At 68.6% G+C, this 23,363-nt stretch carries 22 protein-coding genes; 12 read left to right on the top strand and 10 right to left on the bottom strand.

Going from position 1 to position 23,363, the window contains the following annotated elements; translation table 11 throughout:
• Positions 1-96 precede the first annotated feature (96 nt).
• Positions 97-1,410, top strand: coding sequence for a salicylate synthase (locus FEK34_RS02495; protein WP_138446208.1), 1,314 nt, complete (start codon positions 97-99; stop codon positions 1,408-1,410).
• Between the two features lie 75 nt (positions 1,411-1,485).
• Here the strand turns inward: FEK34_RS02495 and FEK34_RS02490 are convergent, their stop codons facing one another.
• A complete protein-coding gene (locus FEK34_RS02490) occupies positions 1,486-3,123 on the bottom strand; it encodes a (2,3-dihydroxybenzoyl)adenylate synthase (RefSeq protein ID WP_138446207.1) in 1,638 nt (545 codons plus the stop codon).
• A gap of 163 nt (positions 3,124-3,286) precedes the next feature.
• Here FEK34_RS02490 and FEK34_RS02485 point away from each other — a divergent pair, with 163 nt between their 5' ends.
• The 3 genes from FEK34_RS02485 to FEK34_RS02475 all read left to right on the top strand — a co-directional run bounded on the left by FEK34_RS02485 (position 3,287) and on the right by FEK34_RS02475 (position 6,246).
• Entirely contained in the window at positions 3,287-4,165 is an 879-nt protein-coding gene (locus FEK34_RS02485; protein ID WP_138446206.1) for an oxidoreductase, read from the top strand.
• Between the two features lie 90 nt (positions 4,166-4,255).
• Positions 4,256-4,723 carry a carboxymuconolactone decarboxylase family protein gene (locus FEK34_RS02480; protein WP_138446205.1) on the top strand — a complete coding sequence of 156 codons (468 nt, stop codon included), beginning with the start codon at positions 4,256-4,258 and terminating at the stop codon, positions 4,721-4,723.
• A 431-nt stretch (positions 4,724-5,154) separates the two neighbouring features.
• Positions 5,155-6,246, top strand: coding sequence for a 3-deoxy-7-phosphoheptulonate synthase (locus tag FEK34_RS02475; protein WP_138446204.1), 1,092 nt, complete (start codon positions 5,155-5,157; stop codon positions 6,244-6,246).
• Positions 6,247-6,277: 31 nt separating this feature from the next.
• Here the strand turns inward: FEK34_RS02475 and FEK34_RS02470 are convergent, their stop codons facing one another.
• Together FEK34_RS02470 and FEK34_RS02465 are read right to left on the bottom strand one after the other, a co-directional pair.
• A complete protein-coding gene (locus FEK34_RS02470) occupies positions 6,278-6,817 on the bottom strand; it encodes a class I SAM-dependent methyltransferase (RefSeq protein WP_138446203.1) in 540 nt (179 codons plus the stop codon).
• A gap of 183 nt (positions 6,818-7,000) precedes the next feature.
• Positions 7,001-7,606 (bottom strand): GNAT family N-acetyltransferase, encoded by a 606-nt coding sequence (locus FEK34_RS02465; protein WP_138446202.1) that lies wholly within the window; start codon positions 7,604-7,606, stop codon positions 7,001-7,003.
• A gap of 98 nt (positions 7,607-7,704) precedes the next feature.
• Between FEK34_RS02465 and FEK34_RS02460 the strand changes: the two genes are divergently transcribed.
• A complete protein-coding gene (locus tag FEK34_RS02460; RefSeq protein WP_138446201.1) occupies positions 7,705-8,628 on the top strand; it encodes a sigma-70 family RNA polymerase sigma factor in 924 nt (307 codons plus the stop codon).
• A gap of 57 nt (positions 8,629-8,685) precedes the next feature.
• Here FEK34_RS02460 and FEK34_RS02455 read toward each other — a convergent pair whose 3' ends face one another.
• Positions 8,686-8,889 (bottom strand): hypothetical protein, encoded by a 204-nt coding sequence (locus FEK34_RS02455; RefSeq protein ID WP_138446200.1) that lies wholly within the window; start codon positions 8,887-8,889, stop codon positions 8,686-8,688.
• A 200-nt stretch (positions 8,890-9,089) separates the two neighbouring features.
• Between FEK34_RS02455 and FEK34_RS02450 the strand changes: the two genes are divergently transcribed.
• Positions 9,090-10,268, top strand: coding sequence for a pyridoxal phosphate-dependent aminotransferase (locus FEK34_RS02450; RefSeq protein ID WP_138446199.1), 1,179 nt, complete (start codon positions 9,090-9,092; stop codon positions 10,266-10,268).
• Between the two features lie 111 nt (positions 10,269-10,379).
• Here FEK34_RS02450 and FEK34_RS02445 read toward each other — a convergent pair whose 3' ends face one another.
• A complete protein-coding gene (locus FEK34_RS02445; RefSeq protein WP_138446198.1) occupies positions 10,380-11,024 on the bottom strand; it encodes a LysE family translocator in 645 nt (214 codons plus the stop codon).
• 153 nt (positions 11,025-11,177) lie between these two features.
• Between FEK34_RS02445 and FEK34_RS02440 the strand changes: the two genes are divergently transcribed.
• The 4 genes from FEK34_RS02440 to FEK34_RS02425 all read left to right on the top strand — a co-directional run bounded on the left by FEK34_RS02440 (position 11,178) and on the right by FEK34_RS02425 (position 16,005).
• On the top strand, positions 11,178-12,836 hold the full coding sequence (locus FEK34_RS02440) for a DNA repair helicase XPB (protein ID WP_138446197.1): 1,659 nt from the start codon (positions 11,178-11,180) through the stop codon (positions 12,834-12,836).
• A 40-nt stretch (positions 12,837-12,876) separates the two neighbouring features.
• Positions 12,877-13,545, top strand: a complete 669-nt coding sequence (locus FEK34_RS02435; protein WP_138446196.1) for a DUF3239 domain-containing protein — start codon at positions 12,877-12,879, stop codon at positions 13,543-13,545.
• 134 nt (positions 13,546-13,679) lie between these two features.
• Positions 13,680-15,086 carry a M1 family metallopeptidase gene (locus tag FEK34_RS02430; RefSeq protein WP_138446195.1) on the top strand — a complete coding sequence of 469 codons (1,407 nt, stop codon included), beginning with the start codon at positions 13,680-13,682 and terminating at the stop codon, positions 15,084-15,086.
• A 391-nt stretch (positions 15,087-15,477) separates the two neighbouring features.
• Positions 15,478-16,005 (top strand): LppU/SCO3897 family protein, encoded by a 528-nt coding sequence (locus FEK34_RS02425; RefSeq protein ID WP_138446194.1) that lies wholly within the window; start codon positions 15,478-15,480, stop codon positions 16,003-16,005.
• A 130-nt stretch (positions 16,006-16,135) separates the two neighbouring features.
• Here the strand turns inward: FEK34_RS02425 and FEK34_RS02420 are convergent, their stop codons facing one another.
• Complete coding sequence (locus FEK34_RS02420; RefSeq protein ID WP_138446193.1) at positions 16,136-18,421, bottom strand: helicase-associated domain-containing protein; 2,286 nt, start codon at positions 18,419-18,421, stop codon at positions 16,136-16,138.
• A gap of 121 nt (positions 18,422-18,542) precedes the next feature.
• Here FEK34_RS02420 and FEK34_RS02415 point away from each other — a divergent pair, with 121 nt between their 5' ends.
• Entirely contained in the window at positions 18,543-18,731 is a 189-nt protein-coding gene (locus FEK34_RS02415; protein WP_138446192.1) for a hypothetical protein, read from the top strand.
• 298 nt (positions 18,732-19,029) lie between these two features.
• Here FEK34_RS02415 and FEK34_RS02410 read toward each other — a convergent pair whose 3' ends face one another.
• On the bottom strand, positions 19,030-19,668 hold the full coding sequence (locus FEK34_RS02410) for a resuscitation-promoting factor Rpf1 domain-containing protein (RefSeq protein WP_138446191.1): 639 nt from the start codon (positions 19,666-19,668) through the stop codon (positions 19,030-19,032).
• 387 nt (positions 19,669-20,055) lie between these two features.
• Positions 20,056-20,298 (bottom strand): hypothetical protein, encoded by a 243-nt coding sequence (locus FEK34_RS02405; RefSeq protein ID WP_249358250.1) that lies wholly within the window; start codon positions 20,296-20,298, stop codon positions 20,056-20,058.
• Between the two features lie 199 nt (positions 20,299-20,497).
• Here FEK34_RS02405 and FEK34_RS02400 point away from each other — a divergent pair, with 199 nt between their 5' ends.
• A complete protein-coding gene (locus FEK34_RS02400; protein WP_171048022.1) occupies positions 20,498-20,917 on the top strand; it encodes a cold-shock protein in 420 nt (139 codons plus the stop codon).
• Between the two features lie 75 nt (positions 20,918-20,992).
• Here the strand turns inward: FEK34_RS02400 and FEK34_RS02395 are convergent, their stop codons facing one another.
• The gene (locus tag FEK34_RS02395; protein WP_138446190.1) at positions 20,993-21,502 is read right to left on the bottom strand and encodes a DUF2771 domain-containing protein; all 510 of its coding nucleotides are present in this window, start codon (positions 21,500-21,502) and stop codon (positions 20,993-20,995) included.
• Complete coding sequence (locus FEK34_RS02390) at positions 21,499-23,298, bottom strand: MFS transporter (RefSeq protein WP_138446189.1); 1,800 nt, start codon at positions 23,296-23,298, stop codon at positions 21,499-21,501. Before FEK34_RS02390 ends, FEK34_RS02395 begins: the two co-directional genes overlap by 4 nt.
• Positions 23,299-23,363: the final 65 nt, after the last annotated feature.

Raw genomic sequence — 23,363 nt, 5'->3', positions numbered from 1 at the left:
CTCGTTCCCCGCTGTGGTCGCGGGCCCGGCCTCGATCGGAGGAGGTAATGCTAACCTTACCTGTCGAAGTTAGGTCAGCATTACCTTGGAGGATCGTTGTCGACCACGGACGAGCGCTCGCGCGTTGAGTATGTGACCGATCCGGCGGCAGCGATGTCCCGGCTGGCGGCCGATGAACGGTTCGGCGAGTACGTCATGTATGAACGCCCGGGGGAGTGGGTGTTCGCCGCGGACCCGATCGGCGGCGTCGAGCTGGACGTGGAGGAGCTGCGGGTCAGCTGGAACGGCGAAACCACCGCCAGCGCGTGGGACGGCAGTCCGGCCGCGGTCGTCGACCGTGCGCTCGGCACGCTGCCGCTCGCGGGTCGCAATGCCTACGGCTGGATCGGCTTCGAGTTCTGCGCCTGGTCGCTGGGGGCGACCGCACATCTGAGCCCGCGAACCTCGCTGGTGCATCTGATGATTCCGCGGATCGAGGTCGTCGTCGGCGAGGCCGGTGTGCGGATCAGCGGTGCCACGGACGCCGAGACCGACGTCATCTACGAGCTGATCGCCGGCTCGCAGGGCCTCGACCTGCCGGTACCGCATCCGGTCGACATCCGGGTCGACCCCACCGGCTATCAGGGCCGGGTGGCCGAGGCCATCGCCGAGATCAACTCCGGGCAGTACCAGAAGGTCATCCTGTCGCGGAAGGTCGATCTGCCCTTCGCCGTCGACGTTCCGGCCACCTACCGGCTCGGCCGGGCCAACAACACCCCGGCGCGGTCGTTCCTGCTGCGCCTGGGCGGGCTCGAGGCCGCCGGTTTCAGTCCCGAACTGGTCGCCTCCGTTGACGAGAACCGGGTCGTCACCACCGAACCGCTGGCCGGCACCAGGGCCTTCGGCCTCGGCGATCAGATCGACCTGGCCGCCCGCGCCGACCTGCTGGCCGACCCCAAGGAGATCGTCGAGCACGCGATCTCCGTGCAGACCTCCTTCGCCGAGATCGCCGCGGTCGCCGATCCCGGAACGCCCGCCGTCTCGGACTTCATGGCCGTGCGTGAACGCGGCAGCGTGCAGCATCTGGCCTCCACCGTGCGCGGACGGCTGGCCGCGGACCGTTCCAGCTGGGACGCGCTCGAGGTGCTGTTCCCGTCGGTGACCGCCTCCGGTATCCCCAAGCGGGCAGGGGTCGACTCGGTGTTCCGGCTCGATCACGATCCGCGCGGGCTGTATTCCGGTGCGGTGGTGACGGTGTCGCCCACCGGTGCGCTGGAGGCCACGCTGGTGCTGCGCGCGGTGTATCAGACCACCGAGGGCGCGTGGCTGCGCGCCGGCGCGGGTGTGGTCGGCCAGTCGCGGCCCGAGCGGGAGTTCGAGGAGACCTGCGAGAAGCTCGGCAGCATCGCGCCCTACGTCGTCAAGGCGTAGCAGCATCGAATACGTCGAAGGCCGTGCGGTTGTGGACCACAACCGCACGGCCTTCATCGTTGTGCGAAGGGGCGCTCAGCCCTGGGCCTGCAAGGCTTTCTTGTCGATCTTGCCGACCGCCGTGACCGGCAGGCTCTCGGCCTGGCGCAGCACATCGGGCAGCTTGTAGGTGGCAAGGCCGCGTTCGGTGAGGAAGGTCTTGATCTCCGCCAAGGACGGCATCTGCCCACTCACCACGAGCACGGCGCACACCTTCTCGCCGAGGCTCGGATCGGGCAGGCCGACGGCCGCGGCATGCCGGACCGCCGGATGGGCCAGCAGATGCTCCTCGAGTTCATCGCAGGAGATGTTCTCGCCGCCGCGGTTGATCACGTCCTTGATCCGGCCGGAGACCACCAGATGTCCGCTGGGCAGCTTGCGCACGAGGTCGCCGCTGCGGTAGAAGCCGTCGGGGGTGAAGGCGCGGGCATTGTGTTCGGGTGCGCGGTAGTAGCCGCGAATCGTGTAGGGGCCCTTGGTGAGCAGCTCACCCTCCTCGCCGGGCGCCACATCGTTGCCCTCGGCGTCGACCACGCGCACGATATCGGCGGGCGAGAGCGGGCGTCCCTGGGTGGTGCAGATCAGCTCATCGGCGTCGTCGAGGCGGGTGTAGTTCAGCAGACCCTCGGCCATGCCGAACACCTGCTGCAACTTCACGCCGAGCGCGGGCGCCACCTCGCGGGCATTGACCTCGGCCAGCTTCGCCCCGCCCACCTGGAGCAGGCGCAGCGAACTCAGATCGGGCTCCTCCCATTCCACGGCCGCGCACCACAGCTGGGCCAGCGGTGGGACCACCGCGGTCACCGTCACGCGATGTTTGTCGATGATCGCGAAGGCGTTCTCGGGGCTCGGATCGGCGACGAACCCCACCGCGCCGCCGACGCTGACGGTGCCGAGGATGCCGGGGCAGGCCAGCGGGAAGTTGTGCGCGGCGGGCAGGGTCGCCAGGTAGACGTCGTCTTCGGTGAGTTCGCAGACCTGCGCGCTCGCGGTGGCGTTGTAGACGTAATCGTCGTGCGTGCGCGCGATCAGCTTCGGCAGACCGGTGGTGCCACCGGAGACGAGCATCAGCGCGATGTCGGAGGCGTCGATCTCGGGCAGGCGCGCACCGCTGGCCGCCCGCGTATCACCCAGCGCCGGAATCGAATCCAGCGCGGTGAATTCGCCGGGATCGCCGAGTACCAGCACATCCCGCAGGCTCGGCGCGTTCGCGCGGACGGTGGCGGCCAGTTCGCGATAGTCGAAATCGCCTGCCTGGTCGGCGATCACGTACGCGACGGCACCGGACAGGGTGGCGAGATGTTCGATCTCGGCGCGGCGGTGCGCGGGCAGAGTGAGCACCGGGATGATGCCCGCACGCAGCACACCGAACAGCACGGTCAGGAATTCGGCGACATTGGGCAGCTGCACCACCACCCGGTCGCCCGGTGTCAGGCCGAGTGCGAGCAGGCCGTGCGCCATCCGGTCGGCTTCGGCGTCGAGCTCGGCGTAGCTGAGCGGGCGCTCGCCGATCAGTGCGGTCCGGTCCGGATGCCGCTGGGCGGTGTCGCGCAGCAGGCCCGGCAGGGTGCGCCCGGACCAGTATCCGCCGGCGCGATATTGCTCGGCTTCGGCCTCGGAAAACGGCACGTAGCCGTCGCGGTGGGTGCCGGATGCGGTGGAAGTGGAACTCACGTCTGCCTCACAAACGGAATCGGGCGGAATCGGGATATGCGTGTGCGCGAATCTGGTTCAGTTATGTAGGTAAGGCAACCCTATCTCAGGGTGGTGGGGCTTCGGCGACAGACCGCAGACTTCGTGGCCCGCGTGAAGGGCGGCCGGTCGCTAGACTCGCCGCATGACTGGCTGGAGCGTCTCCGACATCCCCGATCAGCAGGGCCGGATCTTCATCGTCACCGGCGCCAACAGCGGACTCGGCGCCGTGGCCGCGCGGGCCCTGGCCGGAGCCGGCGCGCGGGTGGTGCTGGCCTGTCGCAATGTCGACAAGGGCAAGGCGGTCGCCGACGAGATCGGACCGCTCGCCGAGGTGCGCAGGCTCGACCTCGCCGACCTGTCGTCGGTGCGCGAATTCGCGGCCTCCGTAGACCGCGTCGACGTCCTCATCAACAACGCCGGCGTGATGGCCGTGCCGTACGCCCGCACCGCCGACGGCTTCGAAATGCAGATCGGCACAAACCATCTCGGTCATTTCGCGCTCACCGGACTGCTGCTCGGCCGCATCTCCGATCGGGTCGTGACGGTGTCGAGCGATATGCACCGGCTCGGCGTCATCGAACTCGACGACCTCAACTGGCAGCGCCGCAAGTACCGCCGCTGGCAGGCCTACGGGCAGGCCAAGCTCGCCAACCTCTTGTTCGCCTATGAACTGCAACGCAGGCTGACCGCGGCCGGCTGGTCGAAACTGTCGGTGGCCGCCCATCCCGGATACGCGGCCACCGAACTCCAGTCGCACACCGAATCCATCCAGGACGTGGTGATGTCGCTGGGCAATCGGCTGTTCGCGCAGAGCGCCGAGATGGGCGCGCTGCCCGAGCTGTACGCGGCCACCGCCGACGTCGAACCGGGCGGCTACTACGGCCCGACCGGCTTCCGCGGCATGCGCGGACATCCGGGCCGGGTGGGCTCGAACAAGCGCTCCAGGGATCAGGAAACCGCGCGTGGCCTGTGGGAACTGTCAGAGAAACTGACCGGGGTCAGCTACGACTTCTCGGTGTGATCCAGCTCACTATCACCGCATGTCACACCTGCCCGGTGCCGCATCGTCATCTCGGTGAAGCCAACAGAATTCACCGAAAGGGCACCGACAATGCAACCGCGCCTGAACCTCTACGCCAACCCGATCGCCGCAAGCTTCTCCAAGCGACTGGTGACCGCGAGCAAGGTCATCGACGACTCCGGCCTGGCACCGGCCACCTACGAACTCGTCAAGATCCGCGCCAGCCAGATCAACGGGTGCAGCTTCTGCGTCGACATGCACACCAAGGACGCCGCGCACGCCGGTGAAGACCCCACCCGCATCAACCTGGTCGCCGCCTGGCGCGAGGCCACCGTGTTCACCGAGGAGGAGCGCGCCGCACTCGCGCTCACCGAGGAGGCCACCCGCATCGCCGACGGCGGCGGCGTCAGCGAACAGACCTGGGAGCTCGTGCGTAAGTACTACGACGACAACCAGATCGGCGGACTCATCGCGGCCATCGCGGCGATCAACGCGTGGAACCGGATGAACGCCATCGCGCACACCCCAGCAGGCAGCTACGTCCCGGGCAGTATCTGATTGCGCCGCCTCCGGCGTCGCGGTTCGCGGCCCCTGGATGTCTCGCGTCTCCGCTACCGCTGCTTGCCTTCGGCTTGCGCAGCGGCAGCGGAGACGCGAGACTGGCCGCGAACTTTGGGGCTCGGTCTCGCTTCGCTCGAAAATTGATATGCGCCGGCCGCTGTTATGGGTCCGGTGGGACCGAGTTCGCGCGTGTGGTGCTGGTCACAGCAGTTGAGCTCACACCGCCCCGGCCGGGCACCCGGCGTTCATCCCGTGGTAGCGTGCCTTCCGTGCAGCGCGTGTATTTCTGGTTTAGCAAGCCGGCCCTGGGTGGGCCGGTCTGCGGCAACCGCGCGCGCTGACCAGATTCCCACCCCGAGCCGGATGATGACCGGCTCGACGGGGTTCACCACCGTGGGTCGGCCTGGAGATAAGGAACCAACCCCACGATGACCACCGCAGTAGACGTCGATTCCCGCCATTCCGATCTCGACGATCAGCGCACCCTCAGCGTCAGCCCGCTGCGTTCGCCGGCTGAGGTTCGCCTCGTGCACGCCATCACCGACGAACTCGCCGACACCGTCCGCGCCGGCCGCAAGGCCACCGTCGACGTGCTCAACGGCGACGACGACCGCCTGATGGTGATCGTCGGACCGTGCTCGGTGCACGACCCGGCCGCCGCGCTCGACTACGCGCGCCGCCTGGCCGCCAAGGCCGCCGAACTCGACGACCGGCTGCACGTGGTGATGCGGGTGTACTTCGAGAAGCCGCGCACCACCCTCGGCTGGAAGGGCCTGATCAACGATCCGCACCTGGACGGCAGCTTCGACGTCAACACCGGGCTCGGCATCGGCCGCAAACTGCTCACCGACATCACCGCGCTCGGCCTGCCGGTGGCGTGTGAGTTCCTCGACCCGATCACCCCGCAATACATCGCGGACCTGGTCTCCTACGGCGCGATCGGCGCCCGCACCGCCGCCAGCCAGGTGCATCGTCAGCTGAGCAGCGCGCTGTCCATGCCGGTCGGCATCAAGAACGGCACCGACGGTGACGTGCAGGTCGCCGTCGACGGTGTGCGTGCCGCCGCGGCCAGCCACGTCTTCCCCGGCACCGACCTCGACGGGCGTGCGGCGCTGATCCGCACCACCGGAAACCCGGACTGCCACGTCATCCTGCGCGGCGGCAGCACCGGCCCCAACTACGACGCCGCCTCGGTCGCCGAGGCCTGCCTGCGGTTGGAGAAGGCGTCGCTGCCCAAGCGCGTCGTCGTCGACGCCAGCCACGGCAACAGCAACAAAGACCACAACAAGCAGGTCGACGTGGTCACCGACATCGCCGACCGGCTCGCCGCCGGTGAACAGGGCGTGGTCGGGGTGATGCTGGAGAGCTTCATCGAGGCCGGCCGCCAGGACCTGACCCTCGGCCACGCCGAGGACCTCACCTACGGCCAGTCCATCACCGACGCCTGCATCGACTGGAACACCACCGCCGCCCAGCTGGACCGGCTGGCCGAGGCCGTGGCGCGGCGCCGCGAGCGCTGACGTCCCGAGGCCCCGCGGTGATCGAGACGATCTACCGGGGCGTGGCGATGACGCCGAGCAGCTCACCCGAGCTGACCGTGCCGACGTCGAAGCCCGCCCCGGTCAGATGGTCGATGAGGTTGCGCGGCGTGGTGGCGGCCGCTGTCGACGTGCGATCACCGGGTTCGCCGTAGCCGTAGAACAGGTGCAGCGCGCCGCCCGGTGCGAGCGATTCGCGCAGCACCGCCAGTTCGGCGGCCGGATCGCGGGTCCAGAACACATTCACATTGACCGCGAGGATCTTGTCGAATCCACCCGGCGCCAACTCGGCCGCGTGCTCGCGAGTCAGCTCCTCCAGCGCGAGCTGCCGCACCCGCACCCGCCCGGATTCGATCAGTGCCGCATGCCGTTTCGCCGCCCGCGCGACCGCGGTGGCGGACCGGTCGATCCCCACGATGTAGCCGGTGTCGAGCGGTTCGGCCAGCACCGCGAGCGAATCGCTGGACCCGGGTCCGATCTCCAGCAGGCGATCGGCCGGGGCCGGATCGACGATCTCGCGGAACCAGAGGAATCGCGCATCGTGGGCGGACATACGGTGGAAGCTACGCCGACAATCACCTAACGGACGCAAATTCAGCGCATATCGGCACATGATCTGTACCCATACACAGGTGATACGTGAGTATCGGTACGTGCACAGCCGCTCCATCGATGTGGAGTACGAACTGAGCAGCGGGATCACCCGCCGAAGACGAGGCCCGTGGCTCGCGTCGATTCACCGGGTACCCGGCTCCGACCGAACCGGATCCCCGATTGTGTGCGCCGGCCAGTCCGTAGCCGGTGCGGGCGGATCGGTGACCAACCGGGCACCGAGCCAGCTGTCGCGCCGGACTCCACGCTGAAGGCCGCCCAACCTGTCGGTGCCCTCATAGCGGAACCCGTTGCGGCGCACCACCGCCGCCGACGCATAGTTGCCGACGAACGCACGCCAGCTGATCCTGATCAGGCCCAAACCCGCAGGGTCGAAGCCGAAATCGCAGACCAGTCGCACCGCACGCGACATCACGCCCTTGCCCCGGGCATCCGATCCGAGCCAGAAGCCGATCTCGGATGCCGTCTCGTCACGCTCTCCGAGCGCGATCATGCCGATCACCGGTCCGTCCTCGGCGGGTCGGATCGCCCAGGTAGGGCTGCGTCCGGCCCAGCCCGGATCGACCATGCCGGTGAGGAAGGCTTCGGCGTCGCTGCGGCCGTAGGGCAGCGGGATCGTCACCCATTCGCCGATGGACGGCTCCTGGCAGCGCGCCACGATCGGGTCGATGTCGGCCGTGCGTGGCCGCGACAGCCAGACGGTGCCGTCGGTGAGTGTCCGCTCCTCCATCGCCTCATGGTGGCACGGACCCACCGGTCGGTTCATCGGGTTTTCCGGGAGGTGAGGGCGGCGCGGAGGGATGATCCGCGGTCCGTAGACTCCGACTGGTGGTAGCCGCATTGCTCGCAGACCTGTTCGAATCGCATCGGTCGCATCTGCTGTCGGTCGGCTACCGGTTGACCGGCAGTGTGGCCGATGCCGAGGACGCGGTGCAGGAGAGCTGGCTGCGGCTGGCCGGCGCCAGGCAGTCCGAGATCGAGGATCTGCGGGCCTGGCTGACGACGGTGGTGAGCCGAATCTGCCTGGACCGCTTGCGCAGTGCGGCCGCCCGGCGGGAAAGCTATGTGGGGCAGTGGCTGCCGGAGCCGGTGGTCACCGGAGTCGGTGCGTCGAGTGCACCCGATCCGTTGGAAGCGGTGGTGCGGAGGCAGGAATTCCGGTTCGCCGCCATGGTGGTGCTCGATTCGCTCACCCCGGCCCAGCGCGTGGCGTTCGTGCTGCACGACGGGCTTTCGGTGCCCTTCGACGAGATCGCCGACATTCTGGAGATCACCCCGGACGCGGCCCGTCAGCTGGCGGTGCGCGCGCGCAAGTCGGTGGCGCGGGCACCGGAACCGGTCGCCGACGACGACCATGCCGCCGCGGTGCAGCGCCTGCTCGAGGCGCTGACGACGGGGGATGTGCAGGCGGTGACGGCGGCGCTGCATCCGGACGCGGTGATGATCGGCGATGCCAACGGCACCACCGCGACGGCGATCAATGTGCTGCACGGAAGCGACAAGATCGCCAGGTTCTTCGTCGGGCTGCTGCACAAGTACGGCATGGCCGACGTCGGGGAAGAGTTCCTGCGCCGGATGGAGATCGTGTCGGTCAACGGCCAGCTGGGTGCGCTGGTGCCCGAGCAGGCGGGGGACGGGCGGTATCCGGGGACGCCGCGGCGGGTGCTCGGTTTCGCGGTGCGCGATGGATTGGTCTGGGGCACTTACGATATCGCCAACCCGGACAAACTCGCGGGCGTTCGTATCGGCTGAGCAGGGCGAGCGCCCCCGCCGGACCGGGCCGCGCATCCCGGCCCGGCGGGTTCTGCGCTACGGCGTAGCCGAGCCGGTGAACCAGTCGCCGGTCGAGGAACCGGTGCTGTGATCGCCGGTCGACGATCCCAGACCCCAGTCGGGAGTCGAGGAACCGAAGCCCGCGATCAGGTCATGGGCTACGTCGCGAAGCTGACCCAACAGGAATCCGGCGACCTCCGACGCGGCCGGATTCGCTATCAGATCGAGGTATGAGGCCATAGACGCCCCTTTCGAGATGCCCGCCGTGACGGGCTGTGAAATAGAACACGGCGAGGCTAGCTGCCTATGGGACAACGCACAACCATGCAGGTAGAGGCCGGAAAATAAATGTGAAACATAGCTGTTCGCTATCTGGTGGCAACGTTAGCGATTCGCGGGCTAATTCTGGCGGGATTCCGCCGCGCTCTAGGCTCGCCGATATGCGCCAGCACCCCCAGACCGTCGCCCGCCTGCGGCCCTTCGGCGCCACGATCTTCGCTGAGATGACCGAGCTGGCCGTCCGGCACGACGCGATCAACCTCGGTCAGGGATTCCCCGATTCCGACGGTCCGGCGGGCATGCTCGAGGTGGCCAGGCAGGCCATCGCCGACGGCCTCAACCAGTACCCGCCGGGCCGGGGCATGCCTGTCCTGCGCCGGGCCATCGCCGCCGACCGCGCGCGCCGCTACGGCACCGAATACGACCCGGAAACCGAGGTCCTGGTGACCGTCGGCGCGACCGAGGCGATCAGCGCGGCGGTGCTCGGCCTGGTGGAACCCGGCCAGGAAGTGGTGCTGATCGAGCCCTATTACGACTCCTACGCCGCTGCCGTCGCGCTCGCCGGTGCGCAGCGGCGCACCGCCCGGCTGGTCGCGGACGGCGACCGATTCGTGCTGGACCTGGACAGCCTGCGCGCCGCGATCACGTCGAAAACCCGGATGATCATGGTGAATTCGCCGCACAACCCCACCGGCACCGTGCTCGATCGCCACGATCTGACCGCCATCGCCGAACTCGCCTGCGAACACGACCTGCTCGTGCTGGGCGACGAGGTCTATGAACACCTGGTCTTCGACGGCGCCGAGCACATCAGCCTGTCCACCCTGCCGGGAATGCGGGAGCGCACGCTCGTGGTGTCGAGTGCGGCCAAGACGTTCAGCGTCACCGGGTGGAAGACCGGATGGGTCTGTGCCGCACCGGAATTGATCGACGGCGTACTCGCCGCCAAGCAGTTCATGACCTTCGTGGCCGGCGGGCCGTTCCAGCCTGCCGTCGCGCACGCGCTCACCGAGGAACTCGACTGGGTGGCCGCACTGCGAACTTCGCTGTCGGACCGGCGATTGCGGTTGTCATCGGCCTTGGCCGACACCGGCTTCCACGTCTACTCCAGTGCGGGCGGCTATTTCGTCTGCGGCGACATCCGGCCCTTCGGCGCCACCGACGGTCTCGCGTTCTGCCGTGAGCTGCCCACGCGGCTCGGCGTGGTCGCGGTGCCGGTCAGCGTTTTCACCGACCACCCGCAAGAGTGGAAGCACTTGGTGCGCTTCACCTTCTGCAAGCGCGACGAGACGCTGGACGAAGGAGTGCGGCGCCTGCGTGTCGGCGCGCCCATCGGCTGAGGTACTGCCCTCGACGCTGCTGAACCGGGCTCGATAGCTCTGCGCAAAGGAGTCGTCCGGGCGCGAACATCGAGCGGTTACCCGGCGGCACCGACCCCGCCGGGCGGAGTGTCAGGCGGGCACGGGTCGCGCCCGATCGGTGGCGACGACCGCAGCGATACCGGCCAGCGCGGTGCCCATGAAGTAACGCTGCATCCGCAACCACACCGGCCGCGCGGTGAAGAACGCGGCGACCTGCCCGGCACCGAGCACGATCAGCGCGTTGACCGTCAACGCGACGCTGATCTGGATCGCGCCGAGGCACAGGCTCTGCACCCACACCGGCGTCGGTCCTGGATGTACGAATTGCGGGATCAGCGCCATGTACATGATCGCGATCTTCGGATTCAGCAGATTGGTGACCAAGCCCATGGTGAACAGCCGCCGGACCGGGTCCGCGGGCAGCGTGGCCGGCGTGAACACCGACACACCGCCCGGCCGCAGCGCCTGCCAGGCCAGCCACAACAGGTAGGCGGCGCCGGCCAGTTTCAGGGCCAGATACAACCCGGGCACCACCGCGAACACCGCCGTGATCCCGGCGACCGCGGCCAGCAGATACACCCCGAACCCGGCTGCGACGCCGGTCAGTGACACCAATCCGGCGCGGCGGCCCTGCGATACGGTCCGCGAGACCAGGTACATCATGTTGGGGCCGGGAGTGAGCACCATGCCGAGCGCGGCTGCCGCCACACCCGTCATCGCCGCGATCTCGATCATACCGATGATCTTCGTGTGCGCGGCGCCCGTTCGTCTCGGTCCAGTTGGCCGCCGGTGGCCTGCTCACCGCCGGTGAGCAGGGAGTACCGTCGTCGCGGGGGTGTGTCGGTGGGATCGGGAACAATGGGTGGGAGCAGATCACAGGAGGCACCGGTGGCCGAAGGTCCACTAATCGTTCAGAGTGACAAGACGCTGCTGCTCGAGGTCGATCACGAACTGGCCGACGCGGCACGTCAGGCCATCGCGCCCTTCGCCGAGCTGGAGCGCGCGCCCGAGCATGTGCACACCTACCGGGTCACCCCGCTGGCGCTGTGGAATGCCCGCGCCGCCGGGCACGACGCCGAGCAGGTGGTCGACGCGCTGGTCAACTTCTCCCGCTACGCGGTGCCGCAGCCGCTGCTGGTCGACATCGTCGACACCATGGCCCGCTACGGCCGGTTGCAGCTGGTGAAGCATCCCGCGCACGGACTCACCCTGGTGAGCCTGGACCGCGCGGTGCTCGAGGAGGTGCTGCGGCACAAGAAGATCGCGCCGATGCTCGGCGAACGCATCGATGACGACACCGTGGTCGTGCATCCGTCCGAACGCGGCCACATCAAACAGATGTTGCTCAAGATCGGCTGGCCCGCCGAGGACCTGGCCGGATACGTCGACGGTGAAGCGCACCCGATCGAGCTCGATTACACCGGCGGCCACTGGCACCTGCGCGACTACCAGGAGATGGCCGCCGATTCGTTCTGGGCCGGTGGCTCGGGTGTGGTGGTGCTGCCGTGTGGTGCGGGCAAGACCATGGTCGGCGCGGCCGCCATGGCGCGGGCGAAGGCCACCACGTTGATCCTGGTCACCAATACCGTGGCCGGACGGCAGTGGCGGCGCGAGCTGCTGGCGCGCACCTCGCTCACCGAGGACGAGATCGGTGAGTACTCCGGCGAACGCAAGGAGATCCGTCCGGTCACCATCGCCACCTATCAGGTGATCACCCGGCGCACCAAGGGTGAGTACAAGCATCTGGAACTGTTCGACAGCCGCGACTGGGGCCTGGTCATCTACGACGAGGTGCATCTGCTGCCCGCGCCGGTGTTCCGGATGACCGCCGACCTGCAATCGCGGCGTCGTCTCGGGCTCACCGCCACCCTGGTCCGCGAGGACGGGCGCGAAGGCGATGTGTTCTCCCTGATCGGCCCGAAACGCTATGACGCGCCGTGGAAGGACATCGAGGCGCAGGGCTGGATCGCCCCCGCCGACTGCATCGAGGTGCGGGTGACGCTCACCGACGCCGAGCGCATGGCCTACGCCACCGCCGAACCCGAGGAGCGCTACAAGCTCTGCTCCACCGCGCACACCAAGATCGCCGTCGTCGAATCCATCCTGGCCAAGCACCGGGACGCGCCGACGCTGGTGATCGGCGCCTATCTCGAACAGCTGGAGGAACTGGGTGCGGCACTCGACGCGCCGATCATCCAGGGGTCGACGAGAAACAAAGAGCGCGAAGCGCTTTTCGACGCCTTCCGGCGGGGCGAGATCCCGGTGCTGGTGGTGAGCAAGGTCGCCAATTTCTCCATCGACCTGCCCGAAGCCTCGGTCGCGGTGCAGGTTTCGGGTACCTTCGGGTCCAGGCAGGAGGAGGCGCAGCGACTCGGCCGGCTGTTGCGCCCGAAGCAGGACGGGGGTCAGGCGCATTTCTATTCGGTGGTCGCGCGCGACACGCTCGACGCGGAGTACGCGGCGCATCGTCAGCGTTTCCTGGCCGAACAGGGGTATGCCTATCGCATCACCGATGCTGACGACTTGCTGGGACCACCCATCGGATAAGCGGAGGATCCACCTCCACAACCTGTGCTAGGAATAAGACGTGCGACGCTTCGAATTCGTGGTGGACCGCAGCCATGCCCATGCGGTCAACGAAGTTGTCGCGGACCTGCGCCGGTTGCGCATCAGTGCGGTGATCGCCGCGGCGATCGCGGCGGCCGTCACCGCCTACCTGGTCTGGTTGAACCACCCCTGGTCCTATCTGCTGGCCGTCGCCTCGGCGCTGGGCGCGGTCACCGCACTGTGGGTGGCGCTGTGGGTGCCGCGCCGTTCCCGCATCGACAAGCTGTATGCCGAAGGTGAGCTGGTCCCGGCCGTCGTCTCGCATACCTACCCGAGCGGGATGGTGCTGCTCGCGCTGGTGAACGTCGGCAGGCCCGACACCGGCGAGGCCCGCTACGCGCTGGTGGTGCGCAAGGTGCGGGCGCTGCCGGGACACGAAGCCAAGGCGGGGGAGCGGGTGCCGTCGATCGCGGTGCGCGGCGACCACGCCTCCAGGGCCGTTGGTGAGCTGCGCCAGACGGTCAATGCCATGCCCATCGCCTGGGGCACCCGCGACGGCAGCGTCATCGAACGGGCCCGGGCCGCCATCAGCGAGGTGGAGTGGCGGCTGCTGTCGGACAACCTCGCCCTAGCCGACAAGGTCCGCCGCAGCTCGGCCAAACGTTTGCTGCTGGACCCGCAGCAGCTTCCCGGGGATCTCGGCTCCTGAGCCCCGCGAAGCTCTTCGCATACTCGGCGCGTCGGCGGCGTCGAGCCGAAGCGGCGGGCGAGGCGACTACCATCCATCGGGGCCGGTGCACCGGTACCGGATGGTGCGGTGTCGAACGAGGGGTGTGGGTTCGTATGAGGTTGTCCGGCGTATCGGTCGTCGCGGTGGCGGCGGCGCTGCTGCTCGGGCTCGCGGGCCCGGCGAGCGCGCAGTCCGCGAACGATCCGCTGGCCGGCGCACCCGGACTCGGCGATCCCTACTACCCGCTGGACGGCAACGGCGGCTACGACGTGCGCCATTACGAGGTGGGCATCGGGTATGAGCCGATCGCCAGGCAGCTCACCGGCTCCACGCGTATCGATGCCACCGCCACCCAGGCCCTCACCTCGTTCAACCTGGATTTCGCCGGGCCGCCGGTGCAGCGGGTCATGGTGAACAACATCGCCGCCGGTTTCGAGCGCAACGGCGAGCACGAACTGACGGTGCGGCCGTGGCTGCCGCTGCTGCCCGGGCTGCCGTTCACGGTGACCGTCGAATACGCGGGCCCGGCGACGGACTCGGCGGGCGCGGGCTGGACCTTCGCCCCCAGCGGCGGCGCCTTCGTCGCCGGCGAACCGCATTCGGCCACCAGCTGGTATCCGCTCAACGACACTCCCCGTGACAAGGCCACCTTCACCGTGCACGCCACCGTGCCCGCCGAATGGGAGGTGGTGTCCAACGGCATCCGCACCCGCGACGAGGTCCGTGACGGTTCGCGCACGGTGAGCTGGGAAGCGCGCCAGCCCATCCTCGGCTACCTCACCACCATCGCCATCGACAAGTTCACCTATCTCGAGCAGCGCCGCGCCGACGGCACCCCGCTGGTGAGCGCGTTCGCACCGGGCGCCACAGGCAATCGCGAACATGAGCAGCGTCTGCCGGAGATCCTCGATTTCACCGAATCCCTGTACGGCCCATACCCGTTCGACACCTCCGGTGGCATCTACGTCGACGCGCAGCTGTCGTTCTCGCTGGAAACCCAGACCCGCCCGATCTACGCACCGTGGACCGATCTGAACACCGTGGTGCACGAAATCGCGCATCAGTGGTGGGGCGATTCGGTGTCGGTGTACAGCTGGGCCGATATTTGCCTCAACGAATGCCTTGCCAGCTACACCGCCGATTACCTGTGGCCGGAGCGGATGGAAGGCGCCGACGTCGACGCGATGTATCGCGACACCATCGCCCAGGCCGCGACGATGCCGCATTTCTGGGACATCCCGCTGCAAAACCCCGGTGCCGGAAACGAATTCACCTCCGTGTACTACCGGGGACCGCTGTTCCTGCACGCGCTGCGCAAGCAGCTCGGCGATGACGTCTTCTTCGCCGCGCTGCGCGAGTTCGCCACTGCCAACGCCTACGGCAACGCGTCCATGCCACAGTTCCGTGACTTCATCCAGTCCAAGTCCGCCGTCGATCTGACCGGTTTCTTCGCCGCGTGGCTCGATCAGGCCGCGCCGCCGCCGGACGAATACCTGTTCCCCGGTGACCTCAGGACCTGAGTGGCGCACACACGCCACCATGTGATCAGAGTCACTGGCAGACAGGAATATTGAGCTCAGGCAGGGTGATCGCAGCGGTCGCGGCCATCGGCTGGGCAGTCCATACTCGGTGGGCGTAACAACGCGCCGTCCGGCACCGACTCAGTGTTCGGATTGGACGTACGTCCATTACGTGGGCGAAATGTGGAAGGCACTACTGATGAATTATTTCGGTTTCCAAATGCTCGGCCGACTGCTCCCGAGCATCCTCGCCCTGTCGATTCTCGGCTTCTCCAGCATCTACTGAGCATCGGGCGCCGCGATCCGACCAGATGCGGCCCTCATGATCGTGCGGGTATCCTCACCCGCGCGTTCATGATCCAGTGAACGCTTCGGTGAGAGAGGTTTTCACGTGAAGTTCCCAGGAACGCGGCTGCTGGCGCGCATCATGCTCGCTTTCGTCGCAGCGGTCGCGCTGGCGGTTGCGGTGACCGGATGTTCGATGTTCGAGGACGCGGGCAAGTCCGATACGGCGAAGTCCGAGGTCGGCGACTGCATCAATGTCATCAGCAGTTCGGCGGTCGACTCCGAGACCGAGCCGGTGGATTGCTCATCGGACAAGGCCGTCTACAAGGTCGTCCAGACCCACGACACCAAGACCGAATGCGCCGAGGACTACACCTCCTACGAGGAGACCCTCAATGGCGGAACCACCGCGTTCCTGTGCCTGGCGCCCAATTTCAAGCAGGGCAGCTGCTACGCCGACAGCACGCTCTCCGGCTACAGCTTCGCCGATTGCGCCTCGCCGGAAGCCAGCTTCCGAGTGATCCAGCGCATCGATGGTCAGGTCGACGAGCTGCTGTGCGGCGCGGATGCCAACAAGTTCATCACGGTGGCCGATCCCAAGACCACCTTCTGCCTCGGCGATCCCAAGGCCTGATCAGCCCTGTCGTCCGGAACGGGCCGTGCCATCCAGGCACGGCCCGAGTTGTTTCCGCGTGCCCAACGCTGTTTCGAGCTGTCGAGCGAGGCCGGCCATTCAGGTCGTATTGCGAACTACGCGTCGCGACTCAATCGATCAGCGCGACCGACGCGATGCGGTGCAGCGTGAAGTGCCGGACCGCGCCGGTCACCGGATCCACCGCGTCGAGCTGACCGTTGCCGATCCGCACCGGCTCGACCACCCGCTGAATGGCGGTGCCCGCCGCGTCGACGTAACCGATGTTCACCGCCCGGCGCCCGCGCGCGGCCAGTTGCAGCAGGGCCAGCGTCGCGGCGGTGCCGGTGCGGGTGCCGTCGGGGCGCACCGACTGCGTCGACCTGGCTCCGGCGGCCCGCTCACCGGCCCGCAATTCCCGCACCAGCAGTTCCAGCTGTTCGGTGCTCGGCGGCACCGGCCGATATGCCTGCCTGGCATGGGGGCGCACCGCGATGCGGGCGCCGCGCCGGCGCAGGTCCACAATCATGCCCGCCGAATCCTCCCCGGCCGGTGCGAAACCCGCGGCCCGCAACCGGTCGAGCAGTTCGCCCAGCGGGGCCTGCGAGATGGCGACCGTCGGGGCGATCGCGCGCAAGGCCAGCTCCGCCGCCACCGGCGCGTTGAGCACCTGGGTCAGGAGCGCCGGATCGTCGCTGCGGACGAACGACTGCGCCATGCCCGCCCGCAACTGACCGTGCCGCCGCGCCACATCGTCGATCAGGTAGGTCAGGGCCTGCGGGATCGGGGTGCGCGAGTGCCTGCTGAACAGCCCGTGGAGTTCGGCGGCGGTGAGCCCGGCATCGAGCGCGCGCCGCACCGAGGTCTCGCCGATCCGGTACACGGTGGCCGCGCCCGCTGATTCGACATCGGCGACCAGCGCGATCCGGCTCTGCAGGTCCGCCGTGAGCGGGCCGGGCGCGATCACCGTCAGATCCGCCTGCACCAGGACGTGATCCACCGGATCCGGCAGCGCCTGCTCCATCGCCGCTTCCGCCGCGCCGGCGCTGTCGGACTGCTCCGCCAGCAGCGCCCGCCCGGGGCCGCTCAACGCGCCACGACCGATGATCCCGAGCGCCGCCGCCTCCCCGAAGGTGCGCTCGACCGCCTCGAGCCGGAAATGCCTGCGCCAGCGCGGTGCCCGCCAGGCCAGCAGGCGGGCCGCGCCGGACGGTTCGAGTGAGCTGCCCGCGGGCAGCTCCGCCAGCACCGCGAGCATCGCGCGCCGGTCGCGGATCGCGTGCGGGGTGCGCAGTTCATGGGCGAGCGCGGCCAGGGGTTTGTCGTTGGCGTCGCGCATGCCGATCATCCACGGCACCCGATCCGATTCCAGCCAGGCCTGTGCCAGCGTCACCCAGCGCCGCGCCGGTGGCGCTTCCAGCCAGGAGTCGGCGGCGGGAGTGGGCGCCCAGAAATCGTCGGTGCTCTCGATATCCGGCGGTGGATCCGGCAGCCCGCGGTCGATCAGTTTGGCGGCGGCGAGTAGCTCGATGAGCAGGCCGGTGCGCTGTTCGTCGGTGCCGGTGTGCTTGGCGATCCGGCGGGTCTCGCGCACGCCGAGACCGCCGGCGCGCAGGGCGGGTGCGGGCGCCTGGCCGAGAACCTCCAGCACGCTCGCGCAATGGCGCAGCAGCTCACCGACCTCACCGGCGGACACCGCGTTCACCTCATCCGGTGCGTGGGTGGTGGTGGCCGGCGCCGGCGGGGTGAGCGCGTGCGGATCGGTGACGGGCTCGCCGCGCAGCACCTGGGCGACGGTGAGCGGCAACTCCACGGTCTCCGCATCCAGCGGGCGCAGCAGTCGCCGGCTCAGCAACTGCTGCACCGGACGGTCGGGCGGGGTGCCGGGGGCGGCGTCCTTGGTGCGTCCGCGCGGACCGGTGGCGGCCAGCTTGTCCAGCAAAGCCCGTTCGGTGGGGGAGATCTCGGCCAGCGCGGCGGTGACCTCCGGTTCGGTCAGCGCGTCCGGTAGTTCGGTGGTGCTGCCCATCGGCCACGGAAGTGCCTCCGCGGCGGCGGGAACCACGCGAAGGGCGTCACCGTCGGACCAGACCAGAGCGCGCTCGGTGAGCCGCTTCAGCGCGGCGTCGACCGGTGCGGCCTTCACCCGCTCGCGCAGCAGCTTCTTCAACTCGCGACGGGTCAGCGGCAGCTGCGCCGAGGCGGCCCGCACGGCCAGCGTCTCGATGATGGCGAACTCGAGAGTGTCGAGCTCGTCGGCGGCGCGCAGCACCGAGGCCCGCTGTTCGGCGCGGGCGGCGAGCACCGTCATCGAGGAGGGCAGCGGCACCGCCAGATCGGGCCGCAGCTCGAGCAGCGACACCAGCTCGGCATCGCTGCGGGCGCCGAGCCAGTCGGCCAGAGAGTCGGTACCGGTCATCGGATTCAGCCTACGATGTGTGCCCGCGCACCGCCGGAGCAGGAGCCGCGGCCGGCCTGCCATCGCAATCGGGAGGCGACCATGTGCCCGGTTCGCGCAGGCCTCATGCCAGAATGGGCGCGTGGTGAACAAATCGAAGAAGCCCTATGTCGACAACGGCTGGCCGCAGGTCGCCGACGGTGAGCATGCGGTGACCGAGCTGTCGTCCTCGCGCTCCGGCAACCTGTCCCCGTTCGGCGAGGACACCGAATTCCCGGTGGCCGCCGACAAGCTGCCGTACGTCCACCCGAACACCGTTATCAACCGCTGAGCCGGTTGCCCGCGTCCGTCGGCGTCGTCGCGGACCGTGGGCGATACGAAGGCCGTCGCCTTCGGACGTTCATCGCGATCGGCGATGCTCTCGACAGTCCGTCCGCGTAGACGCATGTCCGCGGACGGCTTCGGCGTGTCCGGGGTTCGATCCAGCGTGCCCGGTGCCGAAGTGGTTTCGCCACCCGCCGCCGTGCCGGTTCCTGCCTGGCGCGGATAGCGCATCCGACCGCAATACGCGAAAACGACTGTGGCCCCGCATCCGATGGGATGCGGGGCCACGGTCGTAGAGACTCGGGTCAGGAGGGGAGCAGACCCTTGTTCGCCTCGAAGAAGTTCACGACGGCCGGGTCGAGCTTGGTGCCGTTGGCCTTGGCGGCGTTGAACACATCGAGCGCCTGCTGCGGCACCTGGACGCCCTGTGCCTGCACCACCGCGATGGCGCGGTCGACGGCGTCGAAGACCTGCTGGCTGCTGTCGGCGGCCGCCTGCTGCGGTGCGGCCTGCTGCTGCGGTGCGGGCTGCCAGCGCGGGCTCTCCGACTCGGCGGGGACCGAACGCTGGGTCGGGCCGCTGCTCAGGCCGAGCGAGGCCGAGCAGGAGGGCCATGCGCCCCAGCCCTGAGAGGCGAGCACACGCTCGGCGACAGCGATCTGCTGCTCGCGGGTGGCCTGATTCGCGGTGGCCGCGTATTCGCCGCCGCCGTGGGCCTTCCAGGTGCTCGGGGAGAACTGAAGTCCGCCTTGGTAACCGTTGCCGGTATTGATCGCCCAGTTACCCCCGGCCTCACACTGCGCGAGTCGATCCCAGTCGGAGTCGGGTGCCGCGCTGGCGTTTCCGGCGAGGGCCACGCCCGCGGTGCCCATGATGGCGCCGGTGACGGCGACCTTGGCTACGGTGCGCCCGGTGGAGGTTGGCTTGCGATGGCGTCCACTCATATCGGGTTCGTCTTCCTCTCGTACGCACCTGCGAGGCGCTCTCGCTCGGGTTCGGACTGAGAGGTCGTCCGTCCCGCCCTCACCCCTCAATTCCGTCGGGGGTCCGGTACCCGCGGGGTGAGGTTCGGTGCGGCGGGCCGGTGGTTGGTTGCCGGGTATCCCGGCTGGGTAAGACGGTACGACGAACTTCGCGAAAAATCACCATTTGGTAACCGGCGTGTACGCGGGGGTCTCGGAGTGGTCTCGGGCGGGCATAGACCACTCTGTGCAGCTAGGCGGGCTGCACGGTGGGGGCGGTGGGTGCAAGAACGTTCTGTTACCTGGCCGTTATGTGATGAGGATCACAGGCCGGATTGGGTAACGATTGCCCTGGGTAACTAGTTGACGTCACTTGGCTCGTCTGCCGGAGCGCAGGGTGAACACCAGCGCCAAGACGAATCCGATCGGCGTCAGCATCGCCAGCAGATACAGCCACAGCCCCGGCTTGCCGTCGGTGAAGATCGGCGTCAGGAAAATGGCGACGATCGCCAGCAGGCCGACCGTGAAGACACCGAGCGCGAGCTGGAGCAACCAGTCACCGGAGCGGCGCGGCGAACCGCCCGACGGCGGCTGCGAGGGAGTGTTCGTCACCGCTGCACCGTAAAACTGATGTGCTTGCGCGGTGGGCACCGGGGTAGACTCGACGGCAATGCGCGTCCTGCATACCTGTGGGGCGCGTTCTTTCGCACAAGGGCAAGACCTGATCGCGGCGCCGCCGCGCGGGTGCTTCGAATACGGATCTGCCCGGGCCGCAAGGGTCCGGGTTTCGAATGATGAACGGGTGAGCGCAGTGCCGACCGGCAGGGTGAAGTGGTACGACGTCGAAAAGGGCTTCGGCTTCCTTTCCCAGGACGAGGGTGAGGACGTCTACGTCCGCTCTTCCGCGCTGCCCCAAGGCATCGAGACCCTCAAGCCGGGTCAGCGCGTGGAATTCGGGATGGCCGCCGGCCGTCGCGGGCCGCAGGCGCTGAGCCTCAAGTTGCTCGAGGCGCCGCCGTCGGTGCGGCAGGGCCAGGAGCGGGCCGCCCGCAAGGAGCCCGCCGCGCGCAGGCATTCCCCCGACGAGCTGCACGGCATGGTCGAGGACATGATCACCTTGCTCGAGGCCAAGGTGCAGCCCGACCTGCGCAAGGGCAAATACCCCGATCGCAAGACCGCGCAGCGGATCTCCGAGGTCGTCCGGGCCGTCGCCCGCGAACTCGATCACTGAGCGGCGCAGACCGCACAAAGTAGAACGGTCGCGGGCATCCTCGATGCTCGCGACCGTTCTGCTGTCCGGATGCGCTTACTCGGCGGTCCTGATCGACCACGCCGCGTGCGGCACGTAGAACTCGGCTCCGGTCTCGTCGCGCGCGAGGATCGGCAGCTGCATCTCCACCCCGACCAGCCGCAGATCCGGTTCCGGCTGCGACTCGACGGTGAACGCGCGCACCCCGTCCGGGAACTCGGTGTGCCTGCGCACCTTGGCGATCTCCTCGCCCGATGGCAGCGCGTACACCTGCTGGATCAGCCAGGGCGCGTCGGCGATCTCGCTGGGTAGCGACAGTTGCAGCGGATACCCGGGCGGCACTTCGAGGGTGACGGTCTCGCCGTAGCGGCAGTCCTCCATCCGCACCGTGCAGTACATGAACGGCGGCACCGTGACCGTGCGGCCGTGCGCGTACGCGGTGATCTCCGGATCGTGCTCTTCGGCGTTGCGCACGAGCACCGTCAGGACGCCGACGAAGGCGGCCGACAGCACCAGCACACCGGCGGTGAACAGCGCGACGATGGTGCGGGCGTTGGGTTTGCTCACCGGATGGGATCTCCTCGTCTGATGTCGGCGGTCCGGCCGTGGCGGCGGGCGCTGCCTGGGGTGTCGGCGGTGCTGTGGTGCGGTACCACCTGCTCGGCGTGCTGGGGCCGATTGCCGCCGAGGCCCGGCAGCAGCGAATGTCCGCGATAACTCACCACAGTCTGGACCAGGCCCGCCACCAAGATCACCGAGACCACCGCGAAACCCTTCCAGTAGTCGGTCGGCAGCAGCACCCCGGCCGCGCCGCCGACCACCCAGCTCAGCTGGAGCACGGTCTCCGAACGCCCGAACCCGGACGCGATCGACTCCGGCGGCAGATCGTCCTGGATGGAGGCGTCCAGCGACACCTTGGCCAGCGCGCTGGCACCGGCGGCGACCAGCGCCGCCACCGCCGCGCCGAGCAGATTGTCGGCGAAGATCGCGAACAGCGCGACGACCGCGCAGGCGGCCGTGCAGTTGACCACGATCAGCGAGGGCCTGCCCAGTTTGATCCTGGCGCCGCTGGCATTGCCGGCGAAATTGCCGACCGCGGCGGCCGCGCCGACCACACCGAGCATGGCAGCCTGCTGCACCGGACGATGTTCGGTGGCCTTGGCGACGAACGCCACATAGAAGGTGAGGAAACCGGTGAGCACGCGGATGCTGCTGTTGCCCCAGAGTCCGGTCACCACCGCGCGCCCCAGCGGTTGACGTCGTTTGCGGGCGGGCACCGCGGACTTCTTGCCCGACGGGATGACCTCGGTGTCGGGGTCGTCGCTGTGGTAGCTCAGGGTGGCCGGCACCTCGCCCTCGGTGATCTCCACCCAGCGCGGAATCCGCAGGCTCAGATAGGTGCCCGCGCAGGCGATGGCGACCGCCAGCACCAGCGCGCCCGTCGAGCCGAACGCCGCGGCCGCGAGCGCGGCGATCGCACCGGCGCCCATCGTGCCGCCGACCAGGCCGAACACCGTCAGCCGGGAATTGGTGCGGACCAGATCTATCCCCGGTGGCAGCACACGTGGCGTCACCGCGCTCTTGAGTACGGCGAACGATTTGCTCAGCACCATCATGCACAGCGCCAGCGGATACAACGCCCAGGTATCGAAGTCGACGATGAGCACCACGGCCAGCACCGCGCGCACCGCGAACGATGACGCCAGCGCCAGCCTGCGCCCGCGCTGCAAGCGGTCGAGCGCCGGCCCGATCAGCGGCGCGATCACCGCGAACGGCGCGATGGTGATCAGCAGATACAGCGCCACCTTGGTTTTGCTCTCGGCGGTCGCGCTGGCGAAGAACAACGTATTGGCCAGGGCGACGGCGATCGCGGCGTCCAGGGCGAAGTTCGTCATCGTCGCGTACGTGAGCGCGGTCAGGCCCGACTTATCGGCGCCGTCGGCCTTGGCCGCGCGCTGGAAGGTGGCGAAGCCCTTCTCGGTCAGCTCCTTACCGCGCAGCGCGGCGACCCGGGTGACGGTGAGTTTGCGCGGGACCCTGCGGTCGTCGACGCGGCCGGTGTCGTCCTCGGGTGCCTGCTCGGTGCGCCGGTCGTCGACCCGGCGCGGCTGTTCTTTGCGCATCGACCGGGTGAACCGTCCACCCGAACCACGGCCGGGTTCGCGCTCGACCTCCGTCAGCGGACGGGTCGGCGGCGGGGTGGTGCCGGGGTGGTCCGGCGGCAGCGGCGGCAACGGACGACGTCGCCGTGGCGCGTTGGGTGGCGGATACCGGTCGAACCCGGGGTGCCGCTCGTACGGTGGGTACTCTTCGCCGTCCCACCGACCGCGATCGGGACCGGGGGGATCGCTGGGAGTAGTCACAACGTCAATTCTGGCGCACAACGGCCGGTGGGGTTCACGCACGCTCCGGCGAATCCACCGAAAGT

It is taken from the genome of Nocardia cyriacigeorgica, assembly GCF_005863245.1.
GTDB classification, from domain to species: Bacteria; Actinomycetota; Actinomycetes; order Mycobacteriales; family Mycobacteriaceae; genus Nocardia; species Nocardia cyriacigeorgica_C.
Note: the sequence above shows the minus strand (reverse complement) of the source record. Positions and strands in the feature narration are given on the sequence as shown.

Coding starts and splice junctions, on each gene's coding strand:
- FEK34_RS02485 (WP_138446206.1), top strand. CDS start 3,287: ATGACTGGCTGGAGCGTCTCCGACATCCCCGATCAGCAGGGCCGGATC.
- FEK34_RS02480 (WP_138446205.1), top strand. CDS start 4,256: ATGCAACCGCGCCTGAACCTCTACGCCAACCCGATCGCCGCAAGCTTC.
- FEK34_RS02475 (WP_138446204.1), top strand. CDS start 5,155: ATGACCACCGCAGTAGACGTCGATTCCCGCCATTCCGATCTCGACGAT.
- FEK34_RS02470 (WP_138446203.1), bottom strand. CDS start 6,817: ATGTCCGCCCACGATGCGCGATTCCTCTGGTTCCGCGAGATCGTCGAT.
- FEK34_RS02465 (WP_138446202.1), bottom strand. CDS start 7,606: ATGGAGGAGCGGACACTCACCGACGGCACCGTCTGGCTGTCGCGGCCA.
- FEK34_RS02455 (WP_138446200.1), bottom strand. CDS start 8,889: ATGGCCTCATACCTCGATCTGATAGCGAATCCGGCCGCGTCGGAGGTC.
- FEK34_RS02450 (WP_138446199.1), top strand. CDS start 9,090: ATGCGCCAGCACCCCCAGACCGTCGCCCGCCTGCGGCCCTTCGGCGCC.
- FEK34_RS02445 (WP_138446198.1), bottom strand. CDS start 11,024: ATGATCGAGATCGCGGCGATGACGGGTGTGGCGGCAGCCGCGCTCGGC.
- FEK34_RS02430 (WP_138446195.1), top strand. CDS start 13,680: ATGAGGTTGTCCGGCGTATCGGTCGTCGCGGTGGCGGCGGCGCTGCTG.
- FEK34_RS02420 (WP_138446193.1), bottom strand. CDS start 18,421: ATGACCGGTACCGACTCTCTGGCCGACTGGCTCGGCGCCCGCAGCGAT.
- FEK34_RS02410 (WP_138446191.1), bottom strand. CDS start 19,668: ATGAGTGGACGCCATCGCAAGCCAACCTCCACCGGGCGCACCGTAGCC.